Annotated in this window: 12 protein-coding genes; 2 read left to right on the plus strand and 10 right to left on the minus strand. The window is 71.5% G+C overall.

Going from position 1 to position 15,775, the window contains the following annotated elements:
- Positions 1-14 precede the first annotated feature (14 nt).
- The 6 genes from OG730_RS12090 to eccD all read right to left on the minus strand — a co-directional run bounded on the left by OG730_RS12090 (position 15) and on the right by eccD (position 7,171).
- Complete coding sequence (locus tag OG730_RS12090) at positions 15-467, minus strand: tetratricopeptide repeat protein (protein ID WP_327304253.1); 453 nt, start codon at positions 465-467, stop codon at positions 15-17.
- Between the two features lie 16 nt (positions 468-483).
- Positions 484-1,236: a 4-hydroxy-tetrahydrodipicolinate reductase gene (dapB, locus tag OG730_RS12095; RefSeq protein WP_327304254.1), complete on the minus strand. Its 753-nt coding sequence runs from the start codon at positions 1,234-1,236 to the stop codon at positions 484-486.
- A 74-nt stretch (positions 1,237-1,310) separates the two neighbouring features.
- Entirely contained in the window at positions 1,311-2,690 is a 1,380-nt protein-coding gene (locus tag OG730_RS12100; protein ID WP_327304255.1) for a M16 family metallopeptidase, read from the minus strand.
- The gene (locus tag OG730_RS12105) at positions 2,687-4,909 is read right to left on the minus strand and encodes a polyribonucleotide nucleotidyltransferase (RefSeq protein WP_327309231.1); all 2,223 of its coding nucleotides are present in this window, start codon (positions 4,907-4,909) and stop codon (positions 2,687-2,689) included. The genes OG730_RS12100 and OG730_RS12105 overlap by 4 nt, the downstream gene beginning before the upstream one ends.
- A 296-nt stretch (positions 4,910-5,205) precedes the next feature.
- Entirely contained in the window at positions 5,206-5,493 is a 288-nt protein-coding gene (rpsO, locus tag OG730_RS12110) for a 30S ribosomal protein S15 (protein WP_243337509.1), read from the minus strand.
- A gap of 172 nt (positions 5,494-5,665) precedes the next feature.
- Complete coding sequence (eccD, locus tag OG730_RS12115) at positions 5,666-7,171, minus strand: type VII secretion integral membrane protein EccD (RefSeq protein WP_327304256.1); 1,506 nt, start codon at positions 7,169-7,171, stop codon at positions 5,666-5,668.
- A gap of 239 nt (positions 7,172-7,410) precedes the next feature.
- Here eccD and eccCa point away from each other — a divergent pair, with 239 nt between their 5' ends.
- A complete protein-coding gene (eccCa, locus tag OG730_RS12120) occupies positions 7,411-11,388 on the plus strand; it encodes a type VII secretion protein EccCa (RefSeq protein WP_327304257.1) in 3,978 nt (1,325 codons plus the stop codon).
- A 133-nt stretch (positions 11,389-11,521) separates the two neighbouring features.
- On the plus strand, positions 11,522-11,767 hold the full coding sequence (locus tag OG730_RS12125) for a DUF397 domain-containing protein (RefSeq protein WP_254385841.1): 246 nt from the start codon (positions 11,522-11,524) through the stop codon (positions 11,765-11,767).
- A 92-nt stretch (positions 11,768-11,859) separates the two neighbouring features.
- Here the strand turns inward: OG730_RS12125 and OG730_RS12130 are convergent, their stop codons facing one another.
- The 4 genes from OG730_RS12130 to eccB form a co-directional block, all read right to left on the minus strand.
- Entirely contained in the window at positions 11,860-12,168 is a 309-nt protein-coding gene (locus OG730_RS12130) for a WXG100 family type VII secretion target (RefSeq protein ID WP_327304258.1), read from the minus strand.
- Positions 12,169-12,227: 59 nt separating this feature from the next.
- The gene (locus OG730_RS12135; RefSeq protein WP_327304259.1) at positions 12,228-12,569 is read right to left on the minus strand and encodes a WXG100 family type VII secretion target; all 342 of its coding nucleotides are present in this window, start codon (positions 12,567-12,569) and stop codon (positions 12,228-12,230) included.
- Between the two features lie 214 nt (positions 12,570-12,783).
- Positions 12,784-14,052: a type VII secretion-associated serine protease mycosin gene (gene mycP / locus OG730_RS12140; protein WP_327304260.1), complete on the minus strand. Its 1,269-nt coding sequence runs from the start codon at positions 14,050-14,052 to the stop codon at positions 12,784-12,786.
- Positions 14,052-15,665 (minus strand): type VII secretion protein EccB, encoded by a 1,614-nt coding sequence (gene eccB, locus OG730_RS12145; RefSeq protein ID WP_327304261.1) that lies wholly within the window; start codon positions 15,663-15,665, stop codon positions 14,052-14,054. The genes mycP and eccB overlap by 1 nt, the downstream gene beginning before the upstream one ends.
- Positions 15,666-15,775: the final 110 nt, after the last annotated feature.

Here is a 15,775-nt window from a genome sequence, read left to right on the forward strand (position 1 = left end):
AAGCCCGTACAGGCTCAGGCTTGTACGGGCTTTCCGTCGTGCAGGGAGATGGCCCTCTGCATGGCCTTGCGGGCCCGCGGGGTGTCGCGGGCGTCGTGGTACGCGATGGCCAGGCGGAACCAGCTGCGCCAGTCCCCCGGCGCGTCCTCCGTCTCGGCCCTGCGGCGCGCGAAGACCTCGTCGGCCGAGTCCCGCAGGATCCGGCCGTACTTGTCCCGCTCCAGCTCGTCCACGGGCAGTCCGCCCTCGGCTTCCAGCTCGACTCCCAGCTGGTTGGCCCTGGTGACGAACTGGGTGTTCTTCCAGAGGAACCAGACGCCGATGACCGGCAGGATCAGCACGGCCACCCCGAAGGTGACGGTGAGCAGGGTCCCGTGCCGGATCAGCATCAGGCCCCTGCTGCCGACCAGGACGAAGTACACGACCAGGACGGCGGCCGTGAGGAAGTAGAGGATCTTCGCGCGCATGGGTACCGCCTGCTCGTCAGCCGAGTTCGAGGAAGTTTTCCAGGCCGAAGGTGAGGCCCGGGGTCTGCGTCACGCGGCGCGCGCCGAGCAGGATGCCCGGCATGAAGCTGCTGTGGTGCAGGGAGTCGTGACGGATGGTCAGGGTCTCGCCCTCACCGCCGAGGAGCACCTCCTGGTGGGCCAGCAGGCCGCGGAGGCGGATCGCGTGCACCGGGACGCCGTCGACGTTCGCGCCGCGCGCGCCGTCGAGGGCGGTGGCGGTGGCGTCGGGCTGCGCACCGAGGCCGGCCTCGGCGCGGGCGGCCGCGATGAGCTGCGCCGTACGGGTCGCCGTGCCGGAGGGGGCGTCGACCTTGTTCGGGTGGTGGAGTTCGACGACCTCGACGGACTCGAAGTACCGGGCGGCCTGGGCCGCGAACTTCATGGTGAGGACGGCGCCGATGGAGAAGTTCGGGGCGATGAGCACGCCGGTCGCCGGGGAAGCGGCGAGCCAGCCGTTCAGCCGGCCGAGGCGGTCCTCGGTCCAGCCGGTGGTGCCGACCACTCCGTGGATGCCGTGGCCGACGAGGAACTCGAGGTTCTCCATCACCGAGGCGGGGGTGGTCAGCTCGATCGCGACCTGGGCGCCGGCCTCGGCCACCGTCTCCAGCTTGTCTCCGCGGCCGAGGGCGGCCACCAGTTCCATGTCCCCGGCGGCCTCGACCGCCTTGACGGCCTCGGAGCCGATGCGGCCCTGGGCGCCGAGAACTGCCACGCGCAGCTTGCTCATGTCATTCCTTAAAGTGCGTACGGACCCGGGCCCTGTCCCGGGGCCCGGGCAACGTGCTCCCGGGGTTCGCCCGGCTAGGCGACGGCCTCGTCCAGACGGGCCGCCTGCTTCTCCTTCAGCGGGCCGATCACCGCGAGCGAGGGCCGCTGGGCCAGGACGTCCTGCGCGACGGAGCGCACTTCGTCCGGGGTGACGGCCGCGATCCGGGCCAGCAGGTCGTCGACCGACATCTGGTCGCCCCAGCACAGCTCGCTCTTGCCGATGCGGTTCATGATCGCGCCGGTGTCCTCCAGGCCGAGGACGGTGGAGCCGGACAGCTGGCCGACGGCCCGCCGGATCTCCTCGTCGGTGAGCCCGTCGGCGGCCACCTTGTCCAGCTCGTCCCGGCAGATCCGCAGTACGTCGTGGACCTGGTTGGGGCGGCAGCCGGCGTAGACGCCGAAGAGACCGGTGTCGGCGAAGCCCGAGGTGTACGAGTACACGCTGTAGGCGAGGCCGCGCTTCTCCCGGACCTCCTGGAAGAGGCGGGAGGACATGCCGCCGCCGAGCGCGGTGTTCAGTACGCCCAGCGCCCAGCGACGCTCGTCGGTACGGGCCAGGGCCGGCATGCCGAGGACCACGTGGGCCTGCTCGGTCTTGCGGTTGACCAGCTCGACGCGGCCGGAGGTGCGGATCCGCTTGGTGCCGGAGCGCGGACCCACCGGTTCGGCGTCGGCGCGGGTCAGGGCGCCGGCCTTCTCGAAGGCCGCGCGGACCTGGCGTACGACCTTGTTGTGGTCGACGTTGCCCGCGGCCGCCACGACCAGGTGGGTGGGGTCGTAGTGCTTCTTGTAGAAGCGGCGGATCCGGTCGGCGGTGAGCGCGTTGATCGTGTCGACGGTGCCGAGGACGGGGCGCCCGAGCGGGGTGTCCCCGTACATGGTCTGGGCGAACAGGTCGTGGACCATGTCGCCCGGGTCGTCCTCGGTCATCGCGATCTCTTCGAGGATGACTCCGCGCTCGGCGTCGACATCGGATTCGAGGATCAGCGAGCCGGTGAGCATGTCACACACGACGTCGATGGCCAGCGGCAGGTCGGTGTCGAGCACCCGCGCGTAGTAGCAGGTGTACTCCTTCGCCGTGAAGGCGTTCATCTCGCCGCCGACCGCGTCGATCGCGGAGGAGATGTCGAGGGCACTGCGCTTCTCGGTGCCCTTGAAGAGGAGGTGCTCCAGGTAGTGCGTGGCGCCGTTCAGCGAAGGCGTCTCGTCCCGGGAGCCGACGTGCGCCCAGATCCCGAAGGTGGCGGAGCGGACGGACGGCAGCGTCTCCGTGACCACGCGCAGTCCGCCGGGGAGGACCGTGCGGCGGACGGTGCCGATGCCGTTCGCGCCCTTGAGCAGTGTTTGGGTACGGGCGACGGCCCGCCCCTCCGAAGAGGGGCGGGCCGTCACACGGGAACTACGCGACGTCACTTGTCGGAGTCGTCCTTGTCAGCGTCGTCACCGGCGGCCTCGCCGTCGATGACGGGGACCAGCGAGAGCTTGCCGCGGGAGTCGATCTCGGCGATCTCGACCTGGACCTTGGTGCCGACCGCGAGCACGTCCTCGACGTTCTCCACGCGCTTGCCACCGGCGAGCTTGCGGATCTGCGAGATGTGCAGCAGGCCGTCCTTGCCGGGCATGAGGGAGACGAAGGCACCGAAGGTGGTGGTCTTGACGACCGTACCCAGGTAACGCTCGCCGACCTCCGGCATGGTCGGGTTGGCGATCTGGTTGATCGTGGCGCGGGCGGCCTCGGCGGCCGGACCGTCGGCGGCACCGATGTAGATGGTGCCGTCGTCCTCGATCGTGATCTCGGCGCCGGTGTCCTCCTGGATCTGGTTGATCATCTTGCCCTTGGGCCCGATGACCTCACCGATCTTGTCCACCGGGATCTTGACGGTGATGATCCGGGGAGCGAACGGGGACATGGCGTCCGGCGTGTCGATCGCTTCCATCATCACGTCGAGGATGTGGAGGCGGGCGTCGCGGGCCTGCTTGAGGGCGGCGGCCAGAACCGAGGCCGGGATGCCGTCGAGCTTGGTGTCCAGCTGGAGCGCGGTGACGAACTCCTTGGTGCCGGCGACCTTGAAGTCCATGTCGCCGAACGCGTCCTCCGCACCGAGGATGTCGGTGAGGGCGACGTAGTGGGTCTTGCCGTCGATCTCCTGCGAGATCAGGCCCATGGCGATACCGGCGACGGGGGCCTTGAGGGGCACACCGGCGTTCAGCAGCGACATGGTGGAGGCGCAGACCGAGCCCATGGACGTCGAACCGTTGGAGCCGAGAGCCTCGGACACCTGGCGGATCGCGTAGGGGAACTCCTCGCGCGTCGGGAGGACCGGCACGATCGCGCGCTCGGCGAGCGCGCCGTGGCCGATCTCGCGGCGCTTCGGCGAACCGACGCGGCCGGTCTCGCCGACCGAGTACGGCGGGAAGTTGTAGTTGTGCATGTAGCGCTTGCGGGTCACCGGGGAGAGGGTGTCCAGCTGCTGCTCCATGCGGAGCATGTTGAGGGTGGTGACGCCCAGGATCTGGGTCTCGCCACGCTCGAACAGCGCCGAGCCGTGCACGCGCGGGATGGCCTCGACCTCGGCGGCGAGGGTACGGATGTCCGTGAGCCCGCGGCCGTCGATGCGGACCTTGTCCTTGATGACGCGCTCGCGGACCAGGGCCTTGGTCAGGCCGCGGTACGCGGCGGAGATCTCCTTCTCGCGGCCTTCGAAGGCCGGGAGGAGCTTCTCGGCGGCGATCTCCTTGACGCGGTCCAGCTCGGCCTCGCGGTCCTGCTTGCCCGCGATGGTCAGCGCCTGGGAGAGCTCGCCCTTCACCGCGGCCGAGAGGGCCTCGTAGACGTCGTCCTGGTAGTCCAGGAAGACCGGGAACTCGCCCTCGGGCTTGGCGGCCTTGGCGGCCAGGTCGGCCTGCGCCTTGCACAGGGCCTTGATGAAGGGCTTCGAGGCGTCGAGGCCGGCGGCCACGACCTCCTCGGTCGGCGCCTCGGCGCCGCCCTTGACCAGGGCGATGGTCTTCTCGGTGGCCTCGGCCTCGACCATCATGATCGCGACGTCGCCGTCCTCGAGCACGCGGCCCGCGACGACCATGTCGAAGACGGCGTCCTCGAGCTCGGTGTGCGTCGGGAAGGCGACCCACTGGCCGCGGATCAGCGCGACGCGGACGCCGCCGATCGGGCCGGAGAAGGGCAGGCCGGCCAGCTGGGTGGACGCGGAGGCGGCGTTGATCGCCACGACGTCGTACAGGTGGTCGGGGTTGAGCGCCATGATCGTCGCGACGACCTGGATCTCGTTGCGCAGGCCCTTCTTGAAGGACGGGCGCAGCGGGCGGTCGATCAGGCGACAGGTGAGGATCGCGTCCTCGGAGGGGCGGCCCTCGCGGCGGAAGAAGGATCCGGGGATCTTGCCGGCCGCGTACTGGCGCTCCTCGACGTCCACCGTGAGGGGGAAGAAGTCGAGCTGGTCCTTGGGCTTCTTCGACGCGGTGGTGGCGGAAAGCACCATCGTGTCGTCGTCCAGGTAGGCAACGGCGGAGCCGGCGGCCTGGCGGGCCAGACGGCCCGTCTCGAAGCGGATGGTGCGGGTGCCGAAGGAACCGTTGTCAATGACGGCCTCGGCGTAGTGGGTCTCGTTCTCCACTAGCGTTTTCTCCATTTTCGTCGTCTCCGTCCGCCACCCGTGTGGTGGTGGACGGTTGCGGAGAAGCGCTCCTGGCGTGCGGGCCGGTCTTCGATCGAAGCAGCCGGGCGAAGCCCCGTACGGGCTTTCCGGATGCCACTACCGAGGACCGGCGGCGTGGGAGGGCGCTCCTCCTCTTCAGTTGTGCGCGTCTTGCGACGCGGACGCTTCCAGACTACAAAGCGTCCGGTGCCTCGCGCACGTACAGCAAAGGGAGCGGCCCACTCAATGTGGGAACCGCTCCCTTCACAGCGTCTTTACTTGGCGCCGGCCGCACCGCGGCGGATGCCGAGGCGCTCGACCAGCGTACGGAAGCGCTGGATGTCCTTCTTGGCCAGGTACTGCAGCAGGCGGCGACGCTGGCCGACCAGGATCAGCAGACCACGACGGGAGTGGTGGTCGTGCTTGTGGGACTTCAGGTGCTCGGTCAGGTCCGAGATGCGGCGGGACAGCATCGCGACCTGGACCTCGGGGGAGCCGGTGTCGCCCTCCTTGGCACCAAACTCTGCGATGAGCTGCTTCTTGACTGCGGCGTCGAGCGGCACGCGTACTCCTTGTAATAGGTCTACATAGCCACCGAGTGCCCCAGGTCGAATTCTCTGGGGATCTTCCGTAACTCGGGAGGCGGGATCCGCTGAGCGCAGCCCCCGGAAGAATCCGGAGGCGCGTACACAAACGGCCGTCACACAGCGTACCAGGCTGCCGCTGCCCCTCGTCTCAGCTGGTGAGAGCGCGGGCCCGGGCGTAGACGTCGAGCACGGCCAGGGCCAGCGGGACCAGGCTGAGCAGGACCGCGGCCTCGGTGAGGTCGAGCATCCGCCCCCAGAAGGGTGACAGACCCTTGCGGGGAATGACCAATGCAATTCCGGCGAAGAGGGCCGCGCCGGCGGCGACGGCGGCGGAGAGCCAGAGCGTACGGATCTCCAGGCCGCTGTGGTCCCCGTACTGGGCGAGCTCCTTGAGCAGGGCGAACGGCGGGTGCATCGCGAGGCCCAGGACGAGCAGGCCGAGGGCGGCGAAGCCGGCGACGAGGGCGCAGGCGACCTGGGAGGTGTACCGGAAGAGGCGGGCGCGCAGCAGCATGGCGAGCCCGGTGGCCAGGGCCAGGAGCCGGGCCCAGGTGTTGTCCGAGAAGCCGAGGACGGCGGCCGAGCCGACGGCGACGGCCGCGCAGCCGCCGACGAGGCCGAGGAGCATCTCGTGGCCGCGGCGGGCCTGCGCGCCGATGGCCTCGGCGTCGAGGGGGGCTGCGGAGTCGTGCCCTTCGGTGGCGGACCGGTCACCGTACGGCTCGGTCTCGTAGCGGTCCGGGGTCTCGTACTCGGCGGTGGCGCTCCGCGGGGCGGCGTAGCCGATGGGGAGCCGGGCGAAGCGGGCGGAGAGGCCGGGGAGGAAGGCGACGAGGCCGATGGCGGCGGGGGCGCAGACGGCCGCGGCGTAGGTCGCGCTCGCGTCGGCGGCGATGGCGGCGAAGGTGGCCAGGGTCCCGGTGGCGGCGAGGAAGGTGGTCGCCACGAAGGGGGCGTCGCCGTCGGGGGTGAGGGCCACCAGGGCGACGGAGGCGACGAGCACGCAGACGCAGCCGAGGAGGAACTGCAGCCGGCCCGGGCCCTGGCCGGCGGCGGGGGCGATGATGCCGGCGCCGGCGAGCAGCAGGTGCGGTACGGCGGCGAGGCCGAGGGCGACGGCGGAGCCGCGGTCGCGGTAGACCCGGGCGCGGACGCCCGCGGCGGCGGTGAGGAGCACGCCGACGGAGCCGGCGATGATGCCGGGCAGTCCGTGCATGTCGTGCAGGACGGGGTCGGCATACCAGAGGACGAAGCCGAGCAGGACGAAGAGGACGGCGGCGCCGGTCAGGCCCGCGCCGCGCAGCATGTCGTCGCTCCAGCGGTGGCGGTCGCGCACCACGGCGGCGGCGACGGCGTCGGAGACGTCGTCGAAGACGGCGGGCGGCAGGGATTCCGCGAAGGGGCGCAGGCTGAGCACTTCGCCGTCCAGGACCTGCTGGGCCGCGAGGGTGCGGGCGCCGTCGAGGACGGTGCCGGAGCGCAGGACCAGGTGGAAGCCGGTGGGTGCGCCGACGGGCTGGGTCTGGCCGGTGAGGCGCAGCAGCTCGGGGTAGATGTCGGCGACGGCGATGTCCTCGGGGAGGGCGACGTCTATGCGGCTGTCGGGAGCCACGACGGTGACCCTGCGGAAGCCGGTCGCCTCGGCGGTGTTCACCTGATGCCCCCCGGTGGGTGTGTGCGTTGGTGTCGCGTGGGTATGCGGCGGCGGTGGTGGTCCGCCCGCCGGTGCGCGGCCGATTCGCGGATGCGCATGCCGCGCGCGCCACCCTACCGGGAGGGCTGACGACTGTCGGCAAGTAGGATCACCTCTCTGCGGAGGAGACCCCCTTCGCGCCCGGGACTTGAGGGCGCCGGTTGCGACGTCCCGTCTGTTTTCGAGGGATTGATGCTCCGGTGAGCCAGATCGTCGTCAAGCGTCCGCCGCGGTCGCTGCCGCCCGAAGTGCCTTCGGACGAACTGCGGCTGGAGGCGCCGCCGGAACTTCCCCGGGGGCAGCAGGAGGGCGTGCTGATGCAGCTCCTCCCGATGCTCGGGATGGGCTCGTCGGCCGTCTTCTTCTTCATGCCGGGCGCCGCGCCGTTCATGCGCATCATGGGCGTGCTGATGATGGTGTCGACGGTGGGCATGCTGGTGGCTCAGTTGGTGCGGCACCGGCGCGGTACGCAGGGGCAAATGGCCGATATCCGGCGGGACTACCTCAAGTACCTGGCTCAAACCCGCCGTCAGGTACGCAGGACCGCGCGGGCCCAGCGCGACGCGCAGCTGTATCTGCACCCGGCTCCGGAGCAGTTGTGGTCGGTGGTGGCCGAGGGTTCGCGACTGTGGGAGCGGCGGGTCGGCGACGCGGACTTCGGGCAGGCCCGGCTGGGGCTGGGCGCGCAGCGTCTGGCGACCCCGCTGGTGGCTCCGGACACGGCGCCGGTGGACGAGCTGGAGCCGTTGGCGGCAGGGGCCATGCAGCGGTTCCTGCGGGTGCACTCCTCGCTGGACGGGCTGCCGATGGCGGTGTCGTTGCGGGCCTTCTACCACGTGACGGTCTCCGGGGAGCCGGAGTCCGCGCGGGGCACCGCCCGGGCGCTGGTGGCGCAACTGGCCACGCTGCACTCCCCCGAGGACCTGATGGTGGCCGTGGTGGCGGCGCCGGGCGCGGTGGCGGAGTGGGACTGGGTGAAGTGGCTGCCGCACACCCAGCTGCCGGGTCAGATCGACGGGGCCGGCACGAAGCGGCTGTTCGGCGACGACCTCGGTGAGCTGGAGGGGCTGCTCGGCTCCCGGCTGGAGGGCCGGCCCCGGTTCAGCCGGGAGGGTTCCCCGGTGCTGGACCAGCCGCACGTGGTGCTCGTGCTGGACTCGGGTTCCCGCGGGGGTCTGGTGCCGCCGGACTCGGTGTTCGCGGCGGCCGAGGGCCTGCAGGGGGTCACCGTCGTCGAGGTGGTGGCGGGCGAGCTGGACGAGGCGCGCGGCGGGCTGTCGGTCGTGGTGCGGCCGGGCCGGCTGCGGCTGGAGTCGGGTGCGGGCTTCGCCTACGAGGGTCTGCCGGACGTCCTGTCGCTGCCGGCGGCCGAGGCGCTGGCCCGGCAGCTGGCGCCGCTGCGGACGGGCGGCGGGGACGAGGACGAGCCGCTGCTGGCCAACCTGGACTTCACCGACCTGCTGAACCTGGGCGACGCGGCCGCGGTGGACGTGGCCCGGACCTGGCGGCCGCGCTCCGCCGGCGAGCGGCTGCGCGTGCCGATCGGGGTCGGCGAGGACGGCTCCCCGGTGATGCTGGACCTGAAGGAGGCCGCGCAGGAGGGCATGGGCCCGCACGGGCTGTGCGTGGGCGCGACCGGTTCGGGCAAGTCGGAGCTGCTGCGCACGCTGGTGCTGGGGCTGGCCGTCACGCACACCTCGGAGACGCTGAACTTCGTGCTCGCCGACTTCAAGGGCGGTGCGACCTTCACCGGGATGGGGCAGATGCCGCACGTCGCGGCGGTCATCACCAACCTGGCGGACGACCTCACGCTCGTGGACCGCATGGGCGACTCGATCCGCGGCGAGCTGCAGCGCCGCCAGGAGCTGCTGCGCTCGGCGGGCAACTACGCGAACATCCACGACTACGAGAAGGCCCGCGCGGCGGGTGCTCCGCTGGAGCCGCTGGCCTCGCTGGTGCTGGTCATCGACGAGTTCTCCGAGCTGCTGACCGCGAAGCCGGACTTCATCGACATGTTCATCCAGATCGGCCGCATCGGCCGGTCGCTGGGCGTGCACCTGCTGCTGGCCTCGCAGCGGCTGGAGGAGGGCAAGCTGCGCGGGCTGGACACGTACCTGTCGTACCGGATCGGTCTGCGGACCTTCTCGGCGGCGGAGTCGCGGACCGCGATCGGCGTGCCGGACGCCTACCACCTGCCGTCGGTGCCCGGTTCGGGCTACCTGAAGTTCGGTACGGACGAGATGACGCGCTTCAAGGCGGCGTACGTCTCGGGCACCTACCGCTCGGGCGGGCCGGACCTGTCGGTCGGGCTGTTCCCGGTGGAGCGGCGGCCCGTGCTGTTCACGGCGGCGCCGGTGCCGGTGGTGTACGCGGCTCCGGACCCGGCGTACCTGTCGGCGCGGGCGGAGCAGGAGGCGCGGGCCGGGGACGACGCGCTCGCGGACACGGTGCTGGACGTGATCGTGGGACGGCTGGAGGGGCAGGGGGTGCCGGCGCACCAGGTGTGGCTGCCGCCGCTGGACCAGGCTCCGCCGCTGGACCAGCTGCTGCCGGCGCTGGCGCCGAGCGCGGAGCGGGGGCTGCACGCCGAGGGGTACACGCGGCCGGGCGGGCTGGTGGTACCGCTCGGGCTCATCGACAAGCCCTTCGAGCAGCGGCGCGAGGTGCTGTACCGGGACTTCTCGGGTGCGGCGGGCCACATGATGGTGGTCGGCGGCCCGCAGTCGGGCAAGTCCACGCTGATGCGGACGCTGATCTCCTCCTTCGCGCTGACGCACACCCCGCGCGAGGTGCAGTTCTACGGGCTGGACTTCGGCGGCGGCGGTATGTCCTCGCTGGCCGAGCTCCCGCACGTGGGCGGGATCGCCTCCCGGCTCGACCCGGAGCGGGTGCGCCGCACGGTCGCGGAGGTGGCCGGGGTCCTGCGGCGGCGCGAGGAGTTCTTCCGCGCGCACAACATCGACTCGATCGGCACCTACCGGCGGCGGCGGGCCGCGGGCGAGCTGCCCGGGGAGGCCTGGGGCGACGTGTTCCTGGTCGTCGACGGCTGGGGCGGTTTCCGGGGCGAGTACGAGGCCCTGGAGCAGGTCGTCACGGACATCGCGTCCCGCGGGCTGGGATACGGCATCCACGTGGTGATCACGGTCGCCCGGTACATGGAGGTCCGGGCCGCGCTGAAGGACCAGATCCTCAGCCGGCTGGAGCTGCGCCTCGGCGATGTCATGGACTCCGAGTTCGACCGCAAGGTCGCGGCGAACGTCCCGGCGGGCATGCCGGGCCGGGGCCAGGTCGCGGAGAAGCTGCACTTCCTGGGCGCGCTGCCGCGGGTCGACGGCTCGCACGCGACGGAGGACCTGTCGGAGGCGACGGCCGCCTTCGTGGACTCCGTGAAGCAGAACTGGACGGGCCAGGCCGCCCCCGGTGTACGGCTGCTGCCGCGGCTGCTGCACGCGGACCAGCTCCCCAAGGGCGGGGAGTACCCGGAGCGCGGGATCGCGATCGGCATCGACGAGACCGAGCTGGAGCCGGTGTTCGTCGACTTCGAGACCGACCCCTTCCTCCTCGTGTTCGGCGAGAGCGAGTCGGGCAAGACGAACCTGCTGCGGCTCATCGCACAGCGGATCTCGGAGCGCTACGGCCCGGACCGCGCCCGGCTGGTGGTCGGCGACTACCGGCGCGGCCTGCTCGGCGCGCTGCCGGAGGAGCACCTGCTGGAGTACGCGCCGATGGCGAGCTCCCTGCAGATGCACATGGAGGCGCTGGCCGGGGTGTTCGCCCGCCGGCAGCCCCCGCAGGACGTCACCCCGCAGCAGTTGCGCGACCGCAGCTGGTGGACGGGCCCGGACGTGTTCATCATCATCGACGACTTCGACCTGGTGGCCACGAGTCAGGGCAATCCGCTGGCGCAGCTGGTGGAGTTCCTGCCGTTCGCGCGCGACACCGGGGTGCGCTTCATCATCGCGCGCAGTTCGGCGGGCGCCTCGCGGGCGCTGTACGAGCCGTTCATGCAGCGGATCAAGGAGCTGGGCGCGCAGGGCGTGGTGCTGTCCGGCGATCCGTCCGAGGGGGATCTGGTCGGCAGCGTGCGGCCGCGTCCCATGCCTCAGGGCCGGGCCTCCTTCGTCTCGCGCAAGCGCGGGACCTCGCTGATCCAGATCGGCCGGGTGCCGGGGATGTAGGGCGGAGCCGGGGGCCGGGCGTGCGGGGGCGGGGGCTCGCGGTGGCTTGCGGTGGCTTGTTGAAAGCCCCTCGCGTGCGGCTCGCCACCGTCGATAATCGGCAGGGATCGCACCACCGAAGGAGAGGCCGCGCATGGGCACTCAGCAGGAGAAGGACGAGCTCTACGGGCTCGACATCAGCGGCGTCGAGTGGGAGGGCCCGCCCGGCACCTCTCCCGACGAGGAGCGGGTCGAGATCGCCCGGCTGCCCGAGGGCGCGGTGGCGATGCGGTCGTCACTGGACCGGGACACGGTGCTGCGCTACACCGCCGCCGAGTGGGAGGCGTTCGTACTCGGGGCCCGGGACGGCGAGTTCGACCTGGACCGGGATCCGCGCTAGGGGTCGTACGGCCTCCGGGGACTCGGGGACATGAGGAAGGGGCGCGCCCGCACCGGGCGCGCCCCTTCCTCGTGTTTCGCGGTACCGCGGGCCTAGTAGGCCTCGGTGAACAGGCGCGAGGCCTTCACGTCGGTGGCGCGGTAGTCGTTCTTGCCGCGCTCGATCAGGTCCGCGACCTGGCGGAGCTGGGCGCGCATGTGGTCGGCCTTGGCGTTGTACTTGCGCTGCAGCTCGACGTACTGGAGGTGCGCCTCGCCGTCCCAGGTGTCGGTGACGACCGTCAGGGCCGCGCCCATCTCGTCGAGGTCCTTCTTGATGTTGTCCGAGACGATGCGGATGCGGTCCGCCATCCCCTGGAGGCTCTCGTACTGGACCTTGGTGTGCCCGTCGTTCGCGGTCATGCTCTTCTCCTTCGCACGGGGCGGGGCAGGTGGGTGGGAATCGGGTCGGATCCCGCGGGTCAGATCCCGTTGAGGGCGGAGGTGTTGCCGCCGCCGCTGGAAGCCTTGACCGACTGGAACGCCGAGACCACGTCGTCGTCCTGCGCGTTGCTCAGGTTCTTGGTCTGCCCGACCGCGTTGTGCAGGACGCCGAGCAGCCGGCGGATCTCGTCGTGGTCCTCGTTGACGACGGTCTGCGCGGAGGTGAACCCCGACGCACCCACACCGGTCCAGCCCGCGCCGACGGTGGCGAGGATGTCCGCCAGCTCCCGGGACTGCCGGGTGACGCTGTCGGCGGTCTCCGAAATCTTGTTCAGTGCCTGCTTTACCGGGTCATCAGCGAGTCCGAAATTGTTGGTCATCCGAAGCTCCTCATCTCTCAATTCGCCAGACAGAACCGGCGGATCGCGCGGCGGAGCGGTATGTCGAGGGGGCGGTTTTCAGCCACACGCCCCCGGATCCCCTCCGCTCCACGCACCATCCCCGATCACAGTCGTGAAGCCTCCGAACACTGTAGTCAGTTGATCGGCCCGACCCAACACAGCCCTTGGGGATCTGTTGAGGAACCGTGACCGTTCACTGCAAACGGCGCCTTCGGTTCCGTCGGTTCCCCCGGCTCCGTGCGTCCCGGACCACCGTGGCGGTGCCGGCGATCACGGCGATGAGTACGCCACCGATCCCCAGCGCGTACGTGGCGAGCCGCTCGTCGCGTTCGCGGGCCGTCTCCGTCGTCTGCATCGCGGCCGGTTCCGGGGCCGCGGCGGGCGGCGGACCGGGGTCCGGTACGGGGGCCTTCGGGGGCTCCGCGCCCACGGCGGACTGGGTGAGCGCGCGGACCGGGTCGACCACGCCCCAGCCCACGTAGTCGTCGTGGCCGTTGACGGAGCGCTCGGCGGTGTTCTGGAGCTGCCAGATCACCTCTTGCGCGGTCCACTCGGGATGCTTGGCGCGCAGCAGGGCGGCGACCCCGGCGACGTAGGGGGCGGAGAAGCTGGTGCCGTTGTCCACGCACTGGCCGAAGCCGGGGACGGTGGAGACCATGTCGACGCCGGGGGCCGCGATCCCGATGAAGGAGCCGGGCTGGGAGAAGGCGGCGCGCTCGTTGTTGCGGTCCGAGGAGCCCACGGCCAGGACCCCGGGGAAGGCCGCCGGGTAGGTGGCGCGCTTCTTCCCGCTCAGGCCGTCGTTGCCGGCCGAGGCGACGACGACCACGTTGGCCTCGACGGCCTTCTTCACGGCCTGCCCGAGCTTGGAGTCCTGGGTCATCGGCTGCTCGGTGTCCTGCGAGACGTTGATGACCTGGGCGCCCTTGGCCACCGCGTGCGTGATGGCCTCGCTCAGGGTCTGTGCGTTGCCGCCGCCCTGTCCGTCGTTCTGCCGGATGGGGATGATCGTGGCCTCGGGGGCGAGCCCGACGAAGCCGGTGCCGGCCTTCGGACGGGCCGCGATGAGCCCGGCGACCTTGGTGCCGTGCCCGACGGTGTCCGCCGTGCCGTCGCCCTTGGCGTCGAGGAAGTCGCGGCCGGCCCCGATGTCGAGGGCGTCGCTGAGCTGCGGGTTGACCCGGTCGACGCCGGTGTCGATGACGGCCACCCGGACGGACTTGCCGTCCTTGGAGCGGCCCTTGGTCTGCGCCCAGAGCTCGTCGAGCAGCAGGCGCTGGAGCGCCCAGGGGCGGTCCTCTATCTGCTTCTTCATCGGGAAGGTGCACTCGCCCGCGCCCGCGAGACGCAGGGGGTACGAGGGCTCGCGCGGGCTCGCGTACGAGGGCTGCGGCGCGGCCCCCAGGGTGAGGGCGGCCGCCGCCAGTAGGGCGGCGAGGGCGGGCCTGGCTGTCCTGCGCATCACGAACCCTGGGGCTGACGGGCGGAGTTGCTGTCGAGGCGGGGCCCCTTGGAGAGGAACTCCGACCAGGCGATGGGCACCGTCACCGGGACCACGTCCGCGTATCCGAGCCGCGCCTGGGCCTGGCTCGGCGCGGGGCGGCCGTCGGAAGTCGCCGACCCGCCCTGGCCGGGGCTCTCGCTCTGGCCGGAGCTCGCGCCCGGTCCGGGTGAGGGCTGGGCCGCGTCGCTGTCGCCGTTGGCCTGGACCGCGTACCGCAGGCCGGTGTCGGTGACCAGGAAGAGCGCGCCGCCCGCGGTGGTCTGGCGGCCCTGCGCCTGGGTGTAGAGCAGGCCGGTGCCCGGAGTGACGTAGGCGCTCGTGCCGCTGGCGGTGATGTCGACGGGGAATCCGGTGCCGGCCCAGGTGCTCAGCGTCTGGCGGCCCCGGGCGTCGACCGAGCGCAGCACGCTGCAGACGGTGTCGCGGGCGCCGTCCGAACCGGCGGCGGAGGCCGCGGAGGCGCGGACCTCGTTGACCCGCTCGGTCTTCTTCTGCGGCCATTTCGCGTCGCCCTTGAAGGGCGTGCGGTCCGGGTTGATGGACTGCATGTCCACCTCGTGGGCCTTGCCGTGCATGTCGAGCCGGTCGGTCGCGGGCGAGGAGATCATCAGCCAGGCGACGAAGTCGGAGACGGGCACGACCTTGCCGGGCAGCACCAGGTAGTGCTGCACACCGGCGCCGGTCACGGCCTTCAGCACCATGCCGACCTTGTCGTCGGTGCTGGCCAGGCCCTTGACCCCGGCGGCCGTTCCGGCCCGGGCGCCCGGCAGTTCGGGGAAAGCCAGGTCGTCGCCGGAGCCCAGGGTGGCCAGCCACTCCTCGGCGACCTGCTGCGGGACGGCGCTGTTGCCGACGAGGGCATTGGTCATCGTGCGCGAGTCCGCGGCGCCGCCGTCGGGGAACTTGTACTTCATGCCCGCCGCGTCGACGAGGTAGCGGGCCCGGCCCGGGCCGGTGCTCTGGACGTACAGGGCCTGGGAGTCGGCGAGCCTGCGCCTGTCGTCCATCAGGTGCGCCTCGCGGTCGGCGAGGACGAAGGCGGCCGTCTGCACGCCCTTGCCGTTGCCACCGGGCTGCTGGCAGACGGCCCAGCGCTTGGCCTTCCCCGCCTCCGCCGGGGCGGGCAGCCGGTCGGGGGCGTACGGGATGCCGATGATGGGACCGCGCGGGATCTTGCCCGCGTCCAGCACCTTGTCCTCCACCTGCACGACCTTGGCCTTGGACGGGTCGAGGAGCAGCCGGGCGGAGGCGAGGTTGAGGACCGGGTGCAGCCGGGTCTGGGGTTTGCCGTCGACCGTGGTCGTCAGGATGACGTAGCGGGTCGTCGAGTCCTTGCCGACGATGACGTGGTCGCCGGGGGTGTCCCAGCCCTTGGGGGCCGTCGGCTTGAACATCCCCCAGGCTCCGAAGGCCGCGAGGACGACGGCGGCGGTGATCACACTGGGAAGGACGGCGCGCAGCGGCCGCGGAGCACCCTCCTCCGAACCGCTCGCCGAGGGCTGAAGGAACGCGGCCACCGTGCGTCGCTTCGCAAAGGTGTACGCGTTGAGCTCGTCACGTCGTGAGGCCATGGCCGCCTGATTCTCCCCGCACGGCCCGGTCGGTGAGTACGGTCGCCGGGCCTCTGTTGTCCGACCGGCCACCTACTATGCCTCTTGACGGGGGCCGGTTGGGGGCCGGG

The sequence above is a fragment of the Streptomyces sp. NBC_01298 genome (assembly GCF_035978755.1).
Classification (GTDB): Bacteria; Actinomycetota; Actinomycetes; order Streptomycetales; family Streptomycetaceae; genus Streptomyces.